19 protein-coding genes are annotated in these 19904 nt (G+C 73.0%); 18 read left to right on the top strand and 1 reads right to left on the bottom strand.

Annotated features, from left to right (window positions below):
* Positions 1-259: 259 nt before the first annotated feature.
* From purN to ABTZ58_RS15325, 18 genes are all read left to right on the top strand, one after another.
* Positions 260-898 carry a phosphoribosylglycinamide formyltransferase gene (purN, locus tag ABTZ58_RS15410; protein ID WP_351355742.1) on the top strand — a complete coding sequence of 213 codons (639 nt, stop codon included), beginning with the start codon at positions 260-262 and terminating at the stop codon, positions 896-898.
* Complete coding sequence (purH, locus tag ABTZ58_RS15405) at positions 895-2460, top strand: bifunctional phosphoribosylaminoimidazolecarboxamide formyltransferase/IMP cyclohydrolase (RefSeq protein WP_351355739.1); 1566 nt, start codon at positions 895-897, stop codon at positions 2458-2460. Before purN ends, purH begins: the two co-directional genes overlap by 4 nt.
* A gap of 200 nt (positions 2461-2660) precedes the next feature.
* Positions 2661-3320: a ScbR family autoregulator-binding transcription factor gene (locus tag ABTZ58_RS15400; RefSeq protein ID WP_351355736.1), complete on the top strand. Its 660-nt coding sequence runs from the start codon at positions 2661-2663 to the stop codon at positions 3318-3320.
* A 213-nt stretch (positions 3321-3533) separates the two neighbouring features.
* On the top strand, positions 3534-4463 hold the full coding sequence (locus tag ABTZ58_RS15395; RefSeq protein WP_351355733.1) for a helix-turn-helix transcriptional regulator: 930 nt from the start codon (positions 3534-3536) through the stop codon (positions 4461-4463).
* The gene (locus ABTZ58_RS15390; protein ID WP_351355730.1) at positions 4460-5281 is read left to right on the top strand and encodes an MBL fold metallo-hydrolase; all 822 of its coding nucleotides are present in this window, start codon (positions 4460-4462) and stop codon (positions 5279-5281) included. The genes ABTZ58_RS15395 and ABTZ58_RS15390 overlap by 4 nt, the downstream gene beginning before the upstream one ends.
* Before the next feature lie 277 nt (positions 5282-5558).
* Positions 5559-6080, top strand: a complete 522-nt coding sequence (locus ABTZ58_RS15385; protein ID WP_351355727.1) for a flavin reductase family protein — start codon at positions 5559-5561, stop codon at positions 6078-6080.
* 28 nt (positions 6081-6108) lie between these two features.
* Entirely contained in the window at positions 6109-7230 is a 1122-nt protein-coding gene (locus tag ABTZ58_RS15380; RefSeq protein ID WP_351355724.1) for a Gfo/Idh/MocA family protein, read from the top strand.
* Between the two features lie 358 nt (positions 7231-7588).
* Positions 7589-8737 (top strand): LLM class flavin-dependent oxidoreductase, encoded by a 1149-nt coding sequence (locus ABTZ58_RS15375; RefSeq protein ID WP_351355721.1) that lies wholly within the window; start codon positions 7589-7591, stop codon positions 8735-8737.
* Between the two features lie 219 nt (positions 8738-8956).
* Positions 8957-9613 (top strand): AAA family ATPase, encoded by a 657-nt coding sequence (locus ABTZ58_RS15370; protein WP_351355718.1) that lies wholly within the window; start codon positions 8957-8959, stop codon positions 9611-9613.
* A gap of 46 nt (positions 9614-9659) precedes the next feature.
* The gene (locus tag ABTZ58_RS15365; RefSeq protein ID WP_309096126.1) at positions 9660-10457 is read left to right on the top strand and encodes an ATP/GTP-binding protein; all 798 of its coding nucleotides are present in this window, start codon (positions 9660-9662) and stop codon (positions 10455-10457) included.
* 93 nt (positions 10458-10550) lie between these two features.
* Positions 10551-12020: an MFS transporter gene (locus ABTZ58_RS15360; RefSeq protein WP_351355715.1), complete on the top strand. Its 1470-nt coding sequence runs from the start codon at positions 10551-10553 to the stop codon at positions 12018-12020.
* A gap of 121 nt (positions 12021-12141) precedes the next feature.
* A complete protein-coding gene (locus ABTZ58_RS15355; protein WP_351355712.1) occupies positions 12142-13077 on the top strand; it encodes an AvrD family protein in 936 nt (311 codons plus the stop codon).
* 118 nt (positions 13078-13195) lie between these two features.
* On the top strand, positions 13196-14203 hold the full coding sequence (locus ABTZ58_RS15350) for a beta-ketoacyl-ACP synthase III (protein ID WP_351355709.1): 1008 nt from the start codon (positions 13196-13198) through the stop codon (positions 14201-14203).
* A gap of 51 nt (positions 14204-14254) precedes the next feature.
* On the top strand, positions 14255-14515 hold the full coding sequence (locus ABTZ58_RS15345; RefSeq protein WP_351355706.1) for an acyl carrier protein: 261 nt from the start codon (positions 14255-14257) through the stop codon (positions 14513-14515).
* Positions 14505-15263, top strand: coding sequence for an HAD family hydrolase (locus ABTZ58_RS15340; RefSeq protein WP_351355703.1), 759 nt, complete (start codon positions 14505-14507; stop codon positions 15261-15263). Before ABTZ58_RS15345 ends, ABTZ58_RS15340 begins: the two co-directional genes overlap by 11 nt.
* Before the next feature lie 70 nt (positions 15264-15333).
* The gene (locus tag ABTZ58_RS15335) at positions 15334-16341 is read left to right on the top strand and encodes an NADP-dependent oxidoreductase (RefSeq protein WP_351355701.1); all 1008 of its coding nucleotides are present in this window, start codon (positions 15334-15336) and stop codon (positions 16339-16341) included.
* A gap of 138 nt (positions 16342-16479) precedes the next feature.
* A complete protein-coding gene (locus tag ABTZ58_RS15330) occupies positions 16480-17532 on the top strand; it encodes a ScbA/BarX family gamma-butyrolactone biosynthesis protein (RefSeq protein WP_351355698.1) in 1053 nt (350 codons plus the stop codon).
* A 15-nt stretch (positions 17533-17547) separates the two neighbouring features.
* The gene (locus ABTZ58_RS15325; RefSeq protein ID WP_351355695.1) at positions 17548-18312 is read left to right on the top strand and encodes an HAD-IA family hydrolase; all 765 of its coding nucleotides are present in this window, start codon (positions 17548-17550) and stop codon (positions 18310-18312) included.
* On the opposite strand, the gene ABTZ58_RS15320 is transcribed toward ABTZ58_RS15325, so the two are convergent.
* Entirely contained in the window at positions 18281-19846 is a 1566-nt protein-coding gene (locus ABTZ58_RS15320; protein ID WP_351355692.1) for a protein kinase domain-containing protein, read from the bottom strand. The two genes, ABTZ58_RS15325 and ABTZ58_RS15320, sit on opposite strands and share 32 nt — an antisense overlap.
* Positions 19847-19904: the final 58 nt, after the last annotated feature.

Genomic DNA, 19904 nt, shown 5'->3' with positions numbered 1-19904 from the left:
TGGGCGGTGTCGGATCCGGGTCCGTCACCTCCTGAACGCTCCGCGTCCGGACGGCGTTCCCGAACCAGCCCCGCCCAGACGCTACCTTCCGGCCACGCCCCCGTCCCGTGGGGGCCGTCCGGTGTGCCGGTATCGTTGCTGACGGTCGGCCGGTTCGTAGGCTTCCCCGTATCCGGGGGCCCGAAGCATTCGTATGAATGCACAAACGCCACGAGGCGGGCCGCCAGGACAGACGCTCCCCCGAGAAAGGCCCACCACCGTGGCCGCCAAGCCCGTGGCCCCGCGCGCCAAGCGCCTCGTCGTGCTGGTCTCCGGATCCGGCACCAACCTCCAGGCGCTGCTCGACGAGATCGCCGCCACCGGCACGCAGGAGTACGGGGCCGAGATCGTCGCGGTCGGCGCCGACCGCGACGGCATCGAGGGGCTGGCCCGCGCCGAGCGCGCCGGTCTGCCGACCTTCGTGCGCAGGGTCAGGGACTACGGCAGCCGCGAGGAGTGGGACGCGGCGCTCGCCGAGGCCGTCGCCGCCTTCGAGCCCGACCTCGTCGTCTCCGCCGGGTTCATGAAGATCGTCGGCAAGGAGTTCCTCGCCCGGTTCGGCGGGCGCCTCGTCAACACCCACCCCGCCCTGCTGCCCAGTTTCCCGGGGGCCCACGGCGTACGGGACGCGCTCGCGTACGGCGCCAAGGTCACCGGCTGCACCGTCCACTTCGTCGACGACGGCGTCGACACCGGGCCGATCATCGCGCAGGGCGTGGTGGAGGTCCGGGACGAGGACGACGAGAGCGCTCTGCACGAGCGCATCAAGGAAGTCGAGCGAAGGCTGCTCGTCGAGGTCGTGGGGCGGCTCGCCCGCAACGGCTATCGCATTGAGGGACGAAAGGTAGTTATCCAGTGACCGCCGAGAGCAACAAGCGGCCCCTTCGCCGGGCGCTCGTCAGCGTCTACGACAAAACCGGGCTCGAGGACCTCGCGCGCGGGCTCCACGAGGCCGGGGTCGAGCTCGTCTCCACCGGCTCCACCGCCGCGAAGATCGCCGCTGCCGGCGTCCCCGTCACCAAGGTCGAGGAGCTCACCGGCTTCCCCGAGTGCCTGGACGGCCGGGTGAAGACGCTGCACCCGCGCGTGCACGCCGGCATCCTCGCCGACCTGCGCCTGGACAGCCACCGCGAGCAGCTCGCCGAGCTGGAAGTCGAGCCGTTCGACCTGGTCGTCGTCAACCTCTACCCGTTCCGCGAGACCGTCGCCTCCGGCGCCTCCCCCGACGAGTGCGTGGAGCAGATCGACATCGGCGGCCCCTCGATGGTCCGCGCCGCCGCCAAGAACCACCCCTCGGTCGCGGTCGTCACCAGCCCGGCCCGCTACGCCGACGTGCTCGCGGCCGTCCGGAACGGCGGTTTCGACCTTGCCACCCGCAAGCGGCTCGCCGCCGAGGCCTTCCAGCACACGGCCGCCTACGACGTGGCCGTCGCCTCCTGGTTCGCCTCCTCCTACGCGCCGGCCGACGAGTCGCGCTTCCCCGACTTCCTCGGCGCGACCTGGGAGCGCGAGCACACCCTGCGCTACGGCGAGAACCCGCACCAGCCGGCCGCGCTCTACGTCTCCCCGGAGGGCGGCGGTCTCGCCCAGGCCGAGCAGCTGCACGGCAAGGAGATGTCGTACAACAACTACACGGACACGGACGCCGCCCGCCGTGCCGCGTACGACCACGCCGAGCCGTGCGTCGCGATCATCAAGCACGCCAACCCCTGCGGCATCGCGATCGGCGCGGACGTCGCCGAGGCCCACCGCAAGGCGCACGCCTGCGACCCGCTGTCGGCGTTCGGCGGCGTGATCGCGGTCAACCGCCCGGTCAGCAAGGAGATGGCCGAGCAGGTCGCGGAGATCTTCACCGAGGTCATCGTCGCGCCGGACTACGAGGACGGCGCGCTGGAGGCCCTCACCAAGAAGAAGAACATCCGCGTGCTGCGCTGCCCCGAGGGCCCGGCCGCCCCGGTCGAGGTCAAGCCGATCGACGGCGGCGCGCTGCTGCAGGTCACCGACCGGCTCCAGGCCGACGGCGACGACCCGGCCAACTGGACGCTCGCGACCGGCGAGGCGCTGAGCGAGGCCGAGCTGGCCGAGCTGGCCTTCGCCTGGAAGGCCTGCCGCGCGGTGAAGTCCAACGCGATCCTGCTCGCCAAGGACGGCGCCTCGGTGGGCGTGGGCATGGGGCAGGTCAACCGCGTCGACTCCGCGAAGCTGGCCGTCGAGCGGGCGGGCGCCGAGCGCGCGGCGGGCTCCTACGCCGCGTCCGACGCCTTCTTCCCCTTCCCCGACGGCCTGGAGATCCTCACCGAGGCCGGCGTGAAGGCCGTGGTCCAGCCCGGCGGTTCGGTCCGCGACGAACTGGTCGTGGAGGCCGCGCGCAAGGCGGGCGTCACGATGTACTTCACGGGCACGCGGCACTTCTTCCACTGACCGAGGACCGGTTCGACGGAGCGGTCGGACCACACGACCGGGCGGCGCTGCGCGGAAACGCGGGGCGCCGCCCCTTGTTTTCCTGGCCGACGCCCCACTTATAGGATCCCCGGACCGCGGGTAACATACAGACCTATCTGTTTTCCGGTGTTCGTCATCCGGTTACCCGCCTCCGCCCCTTCACCTCGGAGATCCCGTACATGCCACGTCAGGAACGCGCCCTGCGGACCCGGGCACTGCTGCTCAGGTCCGCCGCCGAATGCATCAAGGAGTACGGCTACGACGGCTCCAGCACCACGGACGTACTGCGGCGGGCGGGTGTGACCCGGGGGGCCCTCTACTTCCACTTCCCGTCCAAGGAGGCGCTGGCCGACGCCATCGTCGAGTACCAGCGGCCCCTGCTGCGTTCCCTGCCCGGCGACTGCTCGCTGCAGTCCGCCATCGACCTCACGCTCTCCTACGCGCGGGCGCTGCAGCAGGACGTGATCCTGCAGGCCGCCGTGCGGCTGGCCACCGAGGAGACCTCCTACCAGCCCGGCACCCGCCCCTACCTGTGGTCCCGGCAGAGCGTGGCCGACCTGCTGCACCAGGCCCGCAACAAGGGCGAACTGCTCCCGCACACCGACCCCGACGAGATCGCCGTCCTGGTCGTCGGGGCGTTCACCGGCATCCAGCTGCTGTCCCAGCTGTCCTGTGGGCGGGCCGACCTGCTGTTCCGTGTCTGCGTGCTGTGGCGGGCCCTGCTGCCCGGGATCGCCGCCCCCGGGCTGCTGCTGCGCCTGCGGACCGACGAGAAGCGGGTGGAGGAACTGGAGCTGGCCGACGCGGCCCCCGACCCGGAGCTGCACGACGTCGGGTGACGACGTCTGACCGTGAGTGACGCTTCTCACGTCCGTGCGGCCCGTCATCCAAAACCTGTAGCACCACCGAAATAAACAGGTGAGTATGTTTGTTTTAGAGGGGCAGGCGGCACGGGGGAGCCGCGTGAACCTGGTGTGTCCGTACGTCCCCCTGCTCCGCCATGAACAGAAGGGGAACCGCAACCGATGGGAAACGCTGCTTCCGCCAGGCGCGTGGCACCTCCGCACCTCCTCGAACTCGGCCGGTTCCTGATGGCACGGCGGGCCGAGGTGTCCCCGAACCAGGTCGGTCTCCCGGACGCCGGCAAACGCCGCACACCGGGCCTGCGCCGCGAGGAGGTGGCACTGCTCGCGGGCGTGGGCGTCTCCTGGTACACGTGGATCGAGCAGGGCCGTGCCGAGAACGTCTCGGGCGAGGTGCTCGACTCCATCGCCCGCGTGCTCCGCCTCAGTGAGAACCAACGGCTGTACCTGCGCCAGCTCGCCGGTGTGCAGGCCGTCCCGCTGCTGCCGGACGCCCCGCCGGAGGCGGAGGCCATGCGCCCGTTCGTCGAGAACTGGTGGCCCAACCCCGCGTACATCGCCGACCACGCCTGGAACGTCGTGGTCGCCAACGCGGCGGCGGAGTCCCTCCTCGGCATGGTCGACGAACGTCCGGGCGGCGCCTGCCTCGACGCGGGCACCGGGGTCGGCGGCCTCGGCGGACGCCGGCCGTACAACATCCTGCGGGAGTTCTTCACCAACGACGACGTACGGTCCGCCTACCCGCTGTGGGAGAAGATCGCCCCGACCGTCGTGGCCCGCTTCCGCAGCCAGGCCGCGCTGCACATCGAGGACGCGGCGATCCCGGCGCTGGTGGAGGAACTGCGCGTCGCCAGCCCCGTGTTCGCGCAGCTGTGGGACCGGCACGAGGTGCTGGAGGACTCCTGCGGCCCCGAGGTGCTCACCCACCCCGCCGTCGGCGACCTGCACTTCACCCGCGCCACGCTCGACTTCACCCGCCGTATCGCCCTGCGGATGACGGTGTTCCTGCCCACTCCGGGCACCGGCACGGAGGCGGCGCTGCGCCGGATGTCCCACGTGACGCTGGCGCAGCGGATGAACAGCCTGGGCCGTGACGGCCTGGTGGGGGAGGCCCGGTGAGCACCGTGCTGAACAGCCATGTGACCGAGCCGGTCCGGGTCCGGCTCGGCACGCACCGGCTCACCTATCTCCCCGACGGCTACGTGCAGTTGCACCCGAGGGCCTGGTTCCCGGACTCACCCGGTGCGTTCTGGGAGGACCACGGCGGCCACCTCGACGACGAGGGTTTCCTGCGGGCCTCGGTCGGTGCGCTGCTCGTCGAGTACGAGGACCGGGCCCTGCTCCTCGACACCGGCTTCGGGCCGGCCCACGTCCCCGCCGACCACACCATCCCGCCCCTGGGGCGGATCGAGGGCGGAGGCCTGCCGGACGCGCTCGCCGCGGCGGGGGCCGCCTGGGAGTCGGTGGACACCGTGGCCTTCACGCACCTGCACGACGACCATGTCGGCTGGGCCGGGGACGAGCGGCTGCGCGGTGCCCGGTTCGTGGCCTCGGCCGCGGAATGGCGCGGTGCGCACCGCCGTCCGGCCGGGCAGCCGGTGGCCGTGCGGGACGGCCAGGAGCTCTTCCCCGGCGTCACGGCGTTCGCCACGCCGGGACACACCCCGGGGCACCTGTCGTACGTGATTCGCGGCGGCTCCGGCGGGCCCGCGGCCGTGGTGGTCGGCGACGTCCTGCACTCCGCCCTGCAACTGGCCGATTTGACCTGGCGGGCGGCCTCCGACATCGATCCCGCGGAGGCGGTCCGCAGCCGCCGCAAGGTCGTGGCGGAACTCTCCCGGCCCGGCACGATCGGCTTCGCCGGCCACTTCTCCGGCGCGGTGTTCGGGCGGCTGGCGGTTTCCGGCGACGCGCTGCGGTGGCAGCCGCTGGACTGACGTCCTCCCGCCTGCCCGGCCCACCGGCCCCTGGTCCCCTCGGACCGGGGGCCGGGCGCATTTCCCCGCTCCTCCCCGCGCTTCCCCCGCTTTCCCTGCTTTCCCTGCTTTCCCCGCTTTCCGCCCGCACGGCTTCCGCCGGCGGAGTCGTCCCGTGCTGTGCGTGACCCCCGCGGATATTCCCGGCCGGGGACAAGTGGCCGTTCTCTTCTGTTGGCGCGAGCAATATGTTGCCTGCGCACTGGCAGGTCGTACGGACCCGGCCGAGCCTGAAGGCATGTCCTCAACGGTTGTTCCCCCGATGTCCCGCCCGGCACCGGTCGAACCGCGGCGGCTGCGTACCGTCGCCGGACGGTTCACCACCGGAGTGGTGGCCGTGACGGCGCTGCGCGGCTCCGACGGTGCTCCCGCGGGGCTGGCCGTCAACTCGTTCACCTCGGTGTCCCTGGACCCCCCTCTCGTGCTGTTCTGCGTGGCCAGGACCAGCAGCAGCTGGCCCGACGTCCGATCGGCGGACCGGTTCTGCGTGAACATCCTCGGCGAGGGTCAGCGCGATCTCAGCACCCGTTTCGCGACCAGCGGGGGCGACAAGTTCGGTGCGGCCTCCTGGACGGCCTCACCGGGCGGGGCGCCCGTGCTGGACGGCTCGATCGGCTGGATCGAGTGCTCCGTCGAGGAGGAGATACCGGCCGGCGACCACGACGTGGTGATAGCCCGCGTCCACGACCTGGACACCCACCACGAGGACTCGCCCCTGCTGTTCTTCCGCGGCCTGTACGGGCGTTACGCCCAGCTCTGACCCTCTTTCAGGAAAGGACGATGCATTCGTGAAGCAAACAGCGGCCCCGCTCGGAGTGGGGATCGTCGGACTGAGCGCGGACGGCGGATGGGGCGGGCGCGGCCACGTGCCCGCACTGCGAGCCGTCGAAGGCTACGAACTGCGCGCGCTGACGGCGTCCACGGCCGACTCCGCACGCAAGGCCGCGGCGGCGTTCGGACTGCCCGAGTCGGCCGCGGGGACCGACGCCGCAGAACTCGCGGCCCGGGACGACGTCGACCTGGTGGTGGTCGCCGTCCGCGTGCCCCGCCACCGGGAACTGATCCTGCCCGTCCTGCGGGCCGGCAAGACGGTGCTCAGCGAGTGGCCCCTGGGCAACGGCACGGCCGAGGCCGAGGAACTCGCCGCCGTCGCGGCCGAGGCGGGCGTGCGGACGGCGGTGGGCCTGCAGGCCCGGTCCGCTCCGGTCGTCCGCTACCTCCGGGACCTCGTCGCGGACGGCTTCGTCGGCGAGGTGCTGTCCACCACGCTGGTCGGGTCCGGCGGCGGCTGGGGCCCGGTGGTGGCCGAGCGCACCGCCTACGTCGCCGACCGCGCCAACGGGGCGACCCTGCTGACCGTTCCGTTCGGGCACACGCTGGACGCGCTGACCATGGTGCTGTCCGGGTTCGCGAGCCTGACCGCCACCACGGCGACCCGGCGTCCCCGGGTGCGGATCGCCGAGACCGGTGCCACGCTGCCGATGACCGCCGAGGACCAGATCGCCGTGACCGGGCGCCTGGAGAGCGGGGCGGTCGCCTCCCTGCACTACCGGGGCGGCTCCTCGCGCGGAACCAACCTGCTCTGGGAGATCAACGGCACCGAGGGCGACCTGGTGCTGACCGGCGACTCCGGCCATCTGCAGTTCGGCCAGGTGGAGTTGCGCGGCGCCCGGGGTGACCAGCGGGAACTGCGGCCGCTGCCGGTGCCCGGCGACTATCTGCTGCCGGGCGGCCTCGACCGCCTCGCGGCCCTCGACGGACCGGCCGGAGTGGTCGCCCACGCCTACCACCAGTTGCGTGCCGACCTGCGGGACGGCACCTCGGTGGTACCGGACTTCGCCCACGCCGCCGCCCACCACCGGCTGCTGGACCGCATCACCCACGCGGCGGAAACCGGCAGCGCGCAGTAACCAACCCCGGCGGCCTCCCGACCCCGGCCACGCCGTGATCCCGGCAACTCCCGATCCCGGCCACGCCGTGATCCCGACAACCCCCGATCCCGGCCACGCCGTGATCCCGACAACCCCCGATCCCGGCCACGCCGTGATCCCGACAACCCCCGATCCCGACCACCGGCCGATCCCGGCCACCGGCCGATCCCGGCCACCGGCCGATCCCGGCCATCAGCCGATCCCGGCCATCCCCGACCCCGGCCCCACCCGCAGTGCGTGGCCGTCCGGGATTCAGCCGGCCCCCGACCCGACGGACCCCTGCCGGGCGCGTCCGGCGCCACGGTGTCCGTCGCCCACCCCCGACCACAGGAGCATCATGCACACCGGCTTCGGAGCCTTCCTCTCCCCCCTCCACACGCCCGGACAGGACCCGCACCTGACCATTCGCCGGGACCTGCAGCTCGTCGAGCACCTCGACGAACTCAACTTCGACGAGTGCTGGTTCGGCGAACACCACTCCCTGTCCTGGCCGACGGTGGGCGCCCCGGAGACGATGATCGCCGCCCTCGCCGAGCGGACCCGGCAGATCAAGCTGGCCAACGGCGTGGTGACGCTGCCCTTCCACCACCCGTTCCACGTCGCGACCCGGGCGATCATGCTGGACCACCTGACGCGCGGCCGGTACATCCTGGGCGTCGGCCCCGGTGCCACTCCCAACGACGCCCACATGCTCGGACTCGACCTCGGCGAGCTGAAGCGCATGGCGCGCGAGGCCATCCCCACCGTCATGGAGCTGGTCAACGGCGAGGAGCGGATCTCGGAGAAGACGGACTGGTACACCCTCCAGGACGCCAAGATGCAGCTGCCGCGCTACAGCAAGCCCGGCATCGAGATCGCCGTCTCCAGCGTCGGCACCCCCAACAGCCCCCAGATCGCGGGCAAGTACGGTCTCGGCCTGCTGTCGTTCGGTGCCCCGCCGCCCGGCTGGCCGGCCGTCGACCTGGCCCGGCAGTGGAGTTACGCGGAGGAGTCGGCCGAGGAGCACGGCCAGCGCGTGGACCGCCGCAACTGGCGCATCGCCGTGCCCCTGCACATCGCCGAGACCCGCGAGGAGGCCTTCCGGGACGCCCGGGAGGGCTTCGGCCAGTGGCTGCACGGCTACTGGGGCGAGGCGGTCGGCGCCGACGTCCTCGGCGGCCTCGAAGGGGTGCCGGAGTCCCGGCACCTGGAGGCGACCGTGGAGCAGGGCCGGGCGGTCGTCGGGTCGGTCGAGGACGCGGTGGAGGCCATCCGGAACCTCCAGGAGACCACCGGAGGCTTCGGCACGTTCCTCACCTACGTGGTCAACTGGGCCTCCTTCGAGAAGGTCAAGCGCAGCTTCGAACTGCTGGCGACCGAGGTGGCCCCGCGGTTCACGGGCACCGCCGACCGCGGCCTGGAGTCGGTGCGGTGGAGCACCGAGAACCGGGCCCTGTTCCCCCACACCGAGCCACTGCGCACGCGTCTCGCCGCGACCGCCCGCTGACCCGGACCCCCTCACCCTCACGCGCGCCCGGCCCGCCGGCTCCCCGGCGGGCCGGGCGCACCCGTGTTACGGAACTTTGAATTCCAGCTCCGGTTCCACCGGCATTCCCGTAACCTGTATCCGGACTTCCCATTTCCGGATTCGAGCTCATCCTGTTGGTCGTGGCAATAGCGTTGATGGCCACTGGTTCAGGTGAAAGTCCCCTGTGATGCTTGATCCGTGACGAAACGAATCGCCGTCGTAGGCGCCTACGGATCGGGAAAGACAACGCTTCCCACGGCGCTCTCGCATCTGACCGGCCTGCCCCGCACCCACGGTTCGCCCATGCGGGAGCCGATCGGGGGCGAGGGCCGCAGTGTGCACAACTGGACCGACGGGCAGCTCATCCAGCTCACCGTGAACCGCTACGCGGAACGGCTGCTCGGCGAGGCCGCCCACCCGGAGGGCTTCGTGTCCGACGGTTCCGTGGTGCACGAGTGGGTGTACGCCAAGCTCCGCCTGGTCGCCGGCTCGTACCCGGGCACGCTCACCCCGCTGGAGGACCGGCACCGCAGCACCACGACGGCCGCGCTCGAAGCGGCCGTGGACGACATCGGCCTGCTGATGAAGCACCACGCCCGCACCGCATACCAGGCCTTCGTGCACGTGCCGGTGGAGTTCGAGCTGGCACCGGACAACCGCCCCGTCAACGAGAACTTCCGGCACCTGTCCGACTCCCTGCTGCTGCCCGCCCTCCAGGCCACGGGCGTCCCCGTGCACACCGTCCACGGCGACGTGGCCGAGCGCCTCGCCCAGACCGTGAAGCACCTGGGGCTCCAGGACGCCACGGTCATGACTCCCGACGAGGCCGTCGGGCTCACCGCGTCCGCCCGCTGACCCACCCACCGAGCCCCCAGGCTCTCTTCCGCAAAGGTGACCACCTGTGTCCGCGCTCGAAGTACCCAGTTTCAAGGACAATCCCAAGCTGAAGCTCGCCATTTCCGGCACGTATTCGACGGGAAAGTCGACGACGACCGAGGCCCTTTCCATAGCCACCGGAATACCGCGTACCCACGCCAAGACCTCGCGCGAGCTGCTGGTGGACCTCGTTCCCGGCAAGACCGTCATGGAACTCAACGCCATGGAACTCGTGAAACTCGGACTGCGCCGCTTCGAGGAGCGCGTGCACAACGAGTCCAGCGGTGACGCCTTCATCTCGGACGGCGGCGTGTTCCACGAGTGGGTGTATTTCGAGGCGCGGATGCGCGTCGGCATCAACCCCGGCGCCGACTGGTGGTTCAAGGGCATCAAGAAGGTCATGGGCCTGCCGGTGAAGCACTTCTACCAGCGCTACACCGACACCCTGGGCGACATCACCCGTGCCCGCGCCAAGCGGATCTACGACGCCTACGTCCACCTGCCGGTCGAGTTCGACATGGAGCCCGACGGGCACCGGCCCGTCTCCGAGAAGTTCCGCCGCCTCTCCGACGACCTGCTCATCGAGGCGCTGGAGCGGATGGACATCCCCTACCGGGTCATCGGCGGTCCCATCCCGGACCGGATCGAGAAAATCGTCAAGCTCTTCGACCTGCCGGTGGTGGTCCCGATCGAGGAGGCCATCGAGGAGGCGCAGCGCCGCGTCCTGGCCGACATCGAGGACCTCAAGGCCGACGCCCGCTTCCACGAGGCACAGCGCCAGAAGTCCCTGGCCCGGCGCATCGGTTACGCCATGCGCTACTGACCGGCGCGCCGTTCCCGCCCCCGCACGTCCCCACCCCCCGTCCCCTCCCTTCCCAACCTCGTCCCCCCGACGTCAACCACGAAAGGAACCGGCGTGTCCGGCATCAACTCGACACGGCCGCGTCATCTGGGAGCGGTGCTCGCACTGCTCGCGTTCGCCCAGATGATCATTGCGATCGACTACAACATCGTCTTCGTCTCCCTGCCGGAGATCGGCGACCAGCTCGGCTTCGGCGCCCAGGACCTCCAGTGGGTGGTCTCCGCCTACGCCGTCGCCTTCGGCGGGTTCCTGCTGCTGGGCGGCCGGGCGACCGACCTCTTCGGCCGCAAGCGGATGTTCGTCCTCGGCCTCTTCCTCTACGCGGCGTCCTCCCTCGCGGGCGGTCTCGCCGAGGAGCCGTGGCTGCTCATCGCCGCCCGGGCGGTGCAGGGCCTGGGCGGCGCGTTCCTCGCGCCGGCGACCCTGTCCCTCGTCACGACGCTCTTCGCGGAGGGCGCCGAACGCAACCGCGCCCTGTCCGTGTGGGGCGGCGCCGGCGGCTCCGGCATGGTGCTCGGCTCGATCCTCGGCGGTCTGCTGACCGACGCCTTCGGCTGGCCCTCGGTCTTCTACGTCAACGTGCTGCTGGCCGGCGCCGCCATGTTCGTGGCGATGTCCCTGCTGCCCGACGACAAGCCGCAGGCCGGCGGCGGGTTCGACCTGCCCGGCGCGATCACCGGCACCGTCGCGTCCACGCTGTTCGTCTTCGCCCTCGTGCAGGGCCCGGAGGCGGGCTGGGGCTCCGGCCAGGTCCTGGCCGCGCTCGCCGTCGCCGTCCTGACCTTCGCGCTGTTCCTGGTCATCGAGAGCCGGAGCGCGGCCCCCATGGTGCCGCTGCGGCTGTTCGGCAACCGCAACCTGTCCACCGGTGCCGGCATCACCTTCCTGTTCATGGCCACCTTCGGCGCCCTTGCGTACTTCCTCACCCAGTACTGGCAGATCGTCCAGGGCTACAGCGCCTGGACCACCGGTTTCGCCTTCGTGCTGCCGTCCGGCAGCGTGCTGATCGGCACGATCGTGGGCGGCAAGTGGGCCACCAGGTTCGGCGTGCGCAACACCCTGTTCATCGGTCTGGCCATGGGCCTGGTGGGCACCGTCGTGCTCGCCCTCACGCTCGGCCAGGACGCCTCGTACGGCGTGATCGCGCCGTCGCTGTTCGTGCTCTCACTGGGCCAGGGCATCGTCTTCACGACCATGTTCGCCGCGGCCACCACCGGCGTCGAGGCGGCGGACCAGGGCATCGGCTCCGGTATCGCGACGACCGGCCAGCAGATCGGCGGCGCCGTCGGCCTCGCCGTGCTGATCGCGATCGCCAACGCCTCGGGCGGCGGCGAGACCAAGGACCTCGGCGAGCTGATGGACGGAGTCACCACGGCCACCTGGGCGATCGCCGTCGGCATCGCGCTCACGTTCCTCGTGGTGCTCAACTTCAAGAAGCCGGCGTCGGGCGACCACGTCGACCCCGCGGAGACCGAGCCGGTCGCGGGCACCGCTGAGCCCGTCCAGGCCAGCCGGACCGCCTGAGCACCGCCCGACCTGGACGTCGGCGATACCCGGTCCACTGTTGCGGAGGGTCCCGGGCATCGCCGTCGCCGTTCAACGGCCGTCACCCCGCAGGGGTGTGGCCGCCTACGAAGGAAACTCTATGACTACGGCAGCACCTCTCGACACCCTGGGCACCGTGGACGACTTCCTCGGCGCCAGGGAGGAACGGTTCTTCGGCGAGGGCTTCAAACGGGTGCACCACTCGCTCACCGACCTCACCGTCGACGACCGCGGCATCACCGCCACGGCGGGCCTGGAGATCCCCGGCGCCTGGTCCCGCAAGGGCGACAGCACCCAGCGGCCCCATCTGTCCACCATCGACGTCATGCTCTACGGCGCCCGGCTCGCCGGCCTGCACGCCGCCCACACCCGCAGCCTCGGCCCGCACACGCCGTTCACCGTCCGGTCGCTGACCATCAAGGCCGGGAAGAAGCCGCAGGAGGAGGACCTCGACACGTTCCCGGTCTCCGGCCGGCTCCTGGACACCGCCGGCGACGGCACGACGACCATGGAATGCCGCGTGGGCCCGCTCACCGTACGGGTGGAGACCACCGCCGGCACCGGCGCGCCGCAGGCCGCCCCCACCCGGCCGGGCACGGCCCGCCACGCGGACGCCGACGCGCTGCCCGGCCCCTGGAACGAGGCGCCCTTCGGCACCCCGCACCGCGACCGGCGGCAGCTGCTCACCTCCGTCGAGGTGCTCCCGGACGCCTCGCTGGCCCGGGCCGACCTCACCCTCGATCCGGACGGCCCGGCGTCGATGATCGACCTGTTCGTCGCGGCGCTCCAGCTCGGCCAGGTCCTGCTCTACTCGCTGGACGGAGTCCCCCGGGCCGACAGCAACACGCTGTGGATGCGGCGCACCGTCATCGGGCCGGCGCCCGAAGCCGACACGGCGGGAGGCCGGTTCGCCGTCCGGCTCCGGGAACCGCAGCTGCTGCACAGCGCCCAGGGCACCTGGCGCAGCGCCGAGATCGCCGCCGACCACGCCGGCCTGCGGCTGAGCTGCTCCGTCGCCCACCTGCTCCCCGCGTGACGGCCCGGGAGCGCACCACCACCCGGAGCCGACGGCTCCGATCCCAGTTCGCGTCCTCGGCCGCAGCCGGTCACCACCGGCGCCCGCGGCCCGCGGCCCTCCACGGGAGGCGAGACACATGCCCCTGACCGCCGTACTCACCGGACTCGGCGCCTACCTTCCTCCGCGTCGCGTCAGCAACGAAGAACTCGCGGACCGCTTCGACACCACCGACGAGTGGATCACGTCCAGAACCGGCATACGCAGCCGGCGCTGGGCGGACCCGGGCACCTCCACCGGCGACCTCGCCGTGGAAGCCGGGCACCGCGCGCTGAAGTCCGCGGGCGTCGACCCCGGGCCGGGCGCGGTGGACCTGGTGGTCCTGGCCACCACCACGCCCGACCACCTGTGCCCGGCCACCGCGCCCGACGTCGCGGCCCGGCTCGGCCTGGCCGGCGCGGCGGCGTTCGACATCAGCGCCGTCTGCTCCGGATTCGTCTACGCGCTGGAGACCGCGGCCAACGCCATCGGCGCCGGACGGGCGCGGACCGCCCTGGTCATCGGCGCCGAGACCTACTCGACCATCCTCAACCCGGCCGACCGCACCACCTCGGTGATCTTCGGGGACGGTGCCGGAGCGGTCGTCCTCACCGCGGGCGACGCAGACCTCCCCGGCGCCCTGCACGGCTTCGAACTCGGCTCCGACGGCACGCAGAAGGACGTGATCTGCATCCCGGCCGGGGGCTCCCGGCAGCGTGCCGCGCTGACCGAACCCGCCCCGGGCGACGAGTACTTCGCCATGGAGGGCCGCAAGGTCTTCCTCTCGGCCGTGCAGCGCATGAGCGAGTCGTCCGCGTCCCTGCTCGACCGGATCGGCTGGCCGGTCGAGAGCCTCGGCCACCTGGTCGGCCACCAGGCCAACGTCCGCATCTTGCGCGCGGTCGCCGAGCAGCTCGGCATCCCCGCCGAGCGGGCGGTGGTCAACCTCGACCAGGTCGGGAACACCTCGGCCGCGTCCATTCCCATCGCCCTCGCGGACGCCGCGGCCTCCCTGACGGTGGGGGAGCGGGTGCTGCTCACCGCCTTCGGCGGCGGGCTCACCTGGGGCTCCGCGGCACTCACCTGGCCCGACGTCGTACCCGCCTGACCCGGCCCGGCCCCACCCGCCGGCCCCGCCCGACCGAAGGAGAAGGACACCATGACCGCACCCACCGCCCCGGCCGACCTGACCGAGGCCGTGCTCGACATCGTCCGCGGCAAGTTCGAGGCACCGCAGGGCACGACCGCCACCACGCCGTACGAGGACATGGACTTCGACTCCCTCGTCCTGCTGGAACTCGCGGTGCACCTGTCCAAGGTGTACGGGGTCGAGATCGGCGACGACGAGATACTCGACGCCTCCGACGTCGCCGAGACCGCCCGGCTGCTCACCGCGAAGGGCGCCCGCCTTGCCCGGTGACGGCCCGGCCGGCACCGCGGGGGCCGCGTTCTTCGACGTCGACGGCACACTCACCACCGGGACCACCCTGTTCCGGTTCCTCGAGTACCGCTTCGCCGTCGAGGGACGCCCCCCGCAGGCCTACACGCAGGAGCGGCAGCGGCTGCGCGCCATGACCGAGGCGGGCGTGTGCCGGTCACGCACCAACCGCGCCTACTTCGCCAGTTACGCCCGGCTCAGCGTCTCCTACGTGACGGACCTGGCCGAGGACTGGTTCCGCTCGGAGCTGGAGTCCGGGGGCTTCCTGCACGACGAGGCCGTCGCCGCGCTGCGCCGGCACCAGGCGGCGGGGGAGCCCGTGGTGCTCGTGTCGGGCTCCTTCGCCGCGCTCATCGCGCCGCTGGCGCGCCTGCTGGAGGTGGACGCGGTCCTGGCGACGGAGCCGGAGACCGTCCTCGGCCACTACACCGGCGACGCCGCGGTCACGATGATCGGCGCCACCAAGGCGGAGGCCGTCCGGTCCTGGTGCGCCGAGCACGGCGTCGACCGGGCCGCCGCCACCGCCTACGGCGACCACGCCTCGGACCTGCCCATGCTGCGGGCCTCGGGCCGCGGCGTGGTGGTCGGTGGCGACCGGGAACTGCGCGCCATCGCCGCACGGGAGGGCTGGCGCCTGCTGCCCGCCCCGCCCCCGGCGCCCCCGCTGCGGCTCCCCGAGCCCCTGTGGACGGCCCGGACGTCACCCGCCGGCCTGCGGCACCCGGCCTGACCACCCCCTTCCACCCACCCGAGACAACCCACCCGCAGGCCTCACGGCCCCACAACGGAAGTGCTCCACCATGCGCGCAGTCGGAATCCTGGAATACGGCGGACCGGACGTGCTCGAGGTCATCGACCGGGGGATACCGGACCCCGGCCCCGGAGAGCTGCGCGTCCGCGTGGCCGCCGCAGCCGTCAACCCCACCGACCTCATGCTCCGCTCGGGCGAACTCGCCGCCTACATGGCCGCCTTCGAACCCCCGTACATCCCCGGCATGGACGTGTCCGGCACCGTCGACGCCGCGGGCGCCGGCACCCTGTTCGCCCTGGGCGACCGGGTCATGGCGTTCGTCAACCCGTTCCGTCCGCTGGGCGGGGCCCAGGCCGAGTACGTGGTCGTCGCCGCCGCGGACTCGGTGCTGGTCCCGCCGGGCATGGACCTGGTCCGGGCGGCCGGGCTGCCCATGAACGCGCTGACGGCCCATCAGGCGCTGGCCCTGCTCGGACTCCGCTCGGGGGCGACCCTGGCCGTCACCGGCGGAGCCGGCGCACTCGGCGGCTTCGTGATCCAGCTCGCGGCGCACCGCGGCCTCCGCGTGGTCGCCGAGGCGGCCGCCGAGGACGAGCCGCTGCTGAAGCAGCTCGGCGCGGAGATCATCGTGGCGCGGCACGAGGAGCTGGCGGACGCACCGCACGCGATCGCCACGGCGGCGGCCTCGCTCGCCGGGCGGTACCGCCGCGCCGTGCCCGAGGGCGTCGACGCGCTGGTGGACGCCGCCGTCCTGGGCGAACCGGTGCTCGGCGCCGTCCGCGACGGCGGCGCCGTGGTGACCTGCCGTCCGGGCCCACTGGCCGTGCCCCGCGGGATCGTGCGGCACGAACTCAACGTCATGGCCTACCCGGACAAGGCCGCGGCGCTCAGCGAACTCGCCGCACTCGCCTGCGAGGGACTGCTCTCCCTGCGCACGGACTCCCTGCTCACCCCGTCCGCCGTACCGGACGCCCACCGCCGCCTTGCCGCGGGCGGCGTACGCGGACGCCAGCTCGTCGTCTTCGACGGGCGGCGGGACACCCCGGCCGGTTCCTGACCGGGCCTCACCCCGCCACCCGGGAGGCCTCGCGGGACGACGGCGGTCCCCGCCCCGCCGTCGTCCCGGCAGCCACCCCCGCAGTCCCGCACCGCTCAGCCCGGCCCGACACCGAACCCGCCCGAGGAGGCAGCACCCATGACAGACGGGGCCCTTTCCTACGCCCGGACCGTCGATCGTTCCCTCACCCACCGCGCCGCCGTCAGCGAGTGCTTCCTGACCGACACCCGGCGCACCGGCGAGCGCACCTTCCGGGTCGCGGCCCAGCCGCCGCGAGCGCACCTGTACTACAGCGACCACGTGACGGACGCGCGGACGGCGCCGTCCTACGACCCGCTGCTCGTCCTGGAGATCTTCCGCCAGTGCTGCATCCTCGCCGCGCACGAGTACCTCGCGGCACCGGCGGACAGCAGTTTCGTCTTCGACCGGGGCACGCTGGAGGTCCTCGACCCCGAGGCGCTGCGCGTCGGCGAACTGCCCGCCGCGGTCACCGTTGAGGGCGAGTTCACCGACGTCCGTGAGCGGGCCGGCCGGCCCTGCGGCGCCACCGTGGAGGTGCGGGCCTCGGTCGACGGCCGGGCGGCGGCGACCATGCGGCTGGCCTTCCGGTGGATACCCCGCCGGAGCATGCGGCAGCTGCGCACCCGGGCCAGGGCCGCTCTCGCCCTGACCCCGCGCCGCGCCCACCCCCTGGTCAACCGGCTGGCGCCCGCCGAGGTGGGCCGTGAGCTGTCCGCCAACGTCGTCCTGGGACGGGTGACCGTCTCCTCCGGCCCGGAGGTGGTGGCCCAGGTGGTCGTCGACCGCGGCCACCCCGCACTCTTCGACCACTACGTGGACCACATCCCGGGTGCGGTGATGTTCGAGGCGCTCCGCCAGACGGCCACCACGGCCGCCCGCGAGCTGTGCGGCCTCGACGTCGCGCCCCAGGAGCTGGAACTGACCGGCTGCGACGTGGCGTTCCTGCGGTTCGGGGAGTTCGAGCTGCCCACCGACTGCCGTGCCCGGGTCGCCGGCGGGGCCGACGGACGCCCCGTGCTCGACCTCGTCCTGGAGCAGGAGGGCGACGTCCTGGCGACGGCGCGGGTGACCCTCGCCCGCAAAGACCGCGCTCTCCGGGAGCGAGGTGACCGCGGCACCGGCGACATCGTCGTGACGGATGCCCGCCCCCGGCTCCTGAGCGCCGCCTGAGACGGGCGGCACACCGTGACGACCACGCGTGACGACCACCGCGCACCGGCGCCCGCACCGGAGGGTGACGCGCCCGCCGCCACCACCGTCTGGTTCGACTTCGGCGGTGTCCTGACCCCCACCATGGCCGAGCTGTACGCCCGGTACGCCGAGGAGACCGGCATCTCGCCCGAGCGGCTGCGCCGGGCCGTGGCCGACGTGACAGCGGACCTCGGCACGCACCCGCTGGCCCCGCTCGAACTGGGCCGGATCAGCGAGGCCGAGTGGGGAGCCCGGGGCCGGGCGGCGCTGCGCGCCCGCCACCCCGGCCTGGACCTCGGCGCCGCGCGGCTGGAGCGGTTCGGCGAGCAGTGGCTGGGCGGGCGCCGGGGCAACCCGGTGACGGCGGCGGTGGTCCGCGCCGTCCGGGCCGCCGGCCACCCGGTCGGGCTGCTCACCAACAACGTGCCCGAATGGGAGGGCCACTGGCGGCGCATCACCGCCCCGGCGGGCCCCTTCGACGCCGTCGTGGACTCGTGCCGGGTCGGCGTGCGCAAGCCCGATCCGGCCGTCTTCCGCATCGCGGCGGCGGCGTCCCCCACCCCCGGCCACGTCCTCGTCGACGACCTCCCGGAGAACTGCGCGGCCGCACGGGCGGCGGACTGGCGGACCGTGTGTTTCCGGGACGACGCGCAGGCGTCCGGCGACCTCTCCGCGCTCCTGGGCCTCCCGCTGCCCGGACCCGGCACGCCACCCGGACCGGGCGGGGTCACCGCCGTCCGGCCGGCGCGTACTCCTTGAGGTAGTGGGCGACGCGTCCGGCGTAGTCGCGTACGTCCGGGGGCACGCCGCCCGCCCTGTTCACCGTCCGGTACGACGTGCGGTACGCGGCGGCGATCAGGACCCGGCGGTCGCCCGGCAGGTCCGCGTGCAGGCGGGGTGCGATCCAGCACAGGTAGCGGCCCATCGCCGGGATGGACTCGGCCGGCGGGAAGGGCGGATGGGGGACGGTCTCCCCGGGGGTGCCGTCCTCGTTCATCCACCAGCGCAGCACGCGCGGGGTCCAGCGGGCGATGCCGTACTCGTCGTTGGCGGGGTCGGACAGGTCCGGGTCGAAGTCGCTCTCCACCTTCAGCATGGCGGCGATCAGGACCGGGGTGACGTCCTTCTGGTCGCAGTCGTGCGCCGTCTCGACGATCAGCAGCCGGTAGGCGGGCGGGATGCCGCGGTCGGTGCGCAGTTCCGAGGCGCCGTACGTGGCGGCGGCGACGTTCGCCGTCGCCCCCGGGCCGCTGCCGCCGCCACGCGCGCCCTCGTCCAGGAGGCCGACGCCGTAGGCGAGGGCGGCGACGGCCGTGACGGCGACGGCCGCGGCCGCCACGACGGACGCACGGCGCGGGCGGCGGCGGGCCGGGCGCAGCCGGGGCAGGCGGAAGGGGCGGTGCCCGGTGCCGGCGGCGGCCTCGACCCGGCGCAGCAGCGCCTCGGCGGTGACGCGGCTTGCGTGGGTCTGGGTCAGGCAGGCGGAGATGATCTGCCGCCAGTCGTCGGTCAGCGCGGGCGACAGGCGCAGCTCGTCGGTGCCGCGGGCGTAGGCGACGGCCGCGTCGCGGCGGGCCGTCGGGGTGGCGCCGGGCAGGGGGAAGGAACCGGTCAGGACGAGGTGGGCGAGGACGCCGAAGGCCCAGACGTCGGCGGAGGGGCGGATCCGGCGGCCGCGTTCACCGATCTCGGTCCACAGCAGCTCGGGCGGGGTGTAGTCCGGGGTGGAGAAGGCCGCTGTGTAGGCGTGGGTGCCCTCCAGCTCGGCGGCCATGTTGAAGTCGGCGAGCCGGACCGAACCGTCCGCCATCAGCAGGACGTTGGCCGGTTTCAGGTCGCCGTGCACCCAGCCGGCGCCGTGCAGCTGGGCCAGGCCCTCGCAGATCTGGGCGAGCAGGGCGGGGCCGGCCGCGGGCCGGGGCGTGGCTTCGAGCAGGGCGGACAGCGAGCCCTCGGCCCGCTCCAGGACGAGGACGGTGGCGCCGTCCAGCTCCGGGTGGCCGGGGTCGTCGACGGTCAGGGTCTCGTACATCCGCACCAGCCGCGGGTGCCGCAGGCGCCGGTACAGCTCGACCTCCCGCTCGATCAACTCCCGCAGGTGGGCCAGCCGGCGGGGCGTCGCGGTGCCGGTGGGCAGGAACTTCAGGGCGGCCGTCGGCGGCAGGGCGGCGTCGCCGCCGACGCGCCGGGCCGTGTACACGCTGCCGAAGGCCCCGGTCGCGAGGGGCTCGCGCACCTCCCAGACACCGACCCGGTAACCCTTCGGTACGGGTACGGCGTAGGGCTCGGTCACCGGGACACCCCGCCCGGTGGGGCGGCCGGTCCGGCCCCGTGCATGGGGTGGAAGGGGC

This window comes from Streptomyces sp. NPDC094143 (assembly GCF_040303825.1).
In the GTDB taxonomy this organism is placed as follows: Bacteria; Actinomycetota; Actinomycetes; order Streptomycetales; family Streptomycetaceae; genus Streptomyces.
This window is presented reverse-complemented; position numbering and strand designations above follow the sequence as displayed.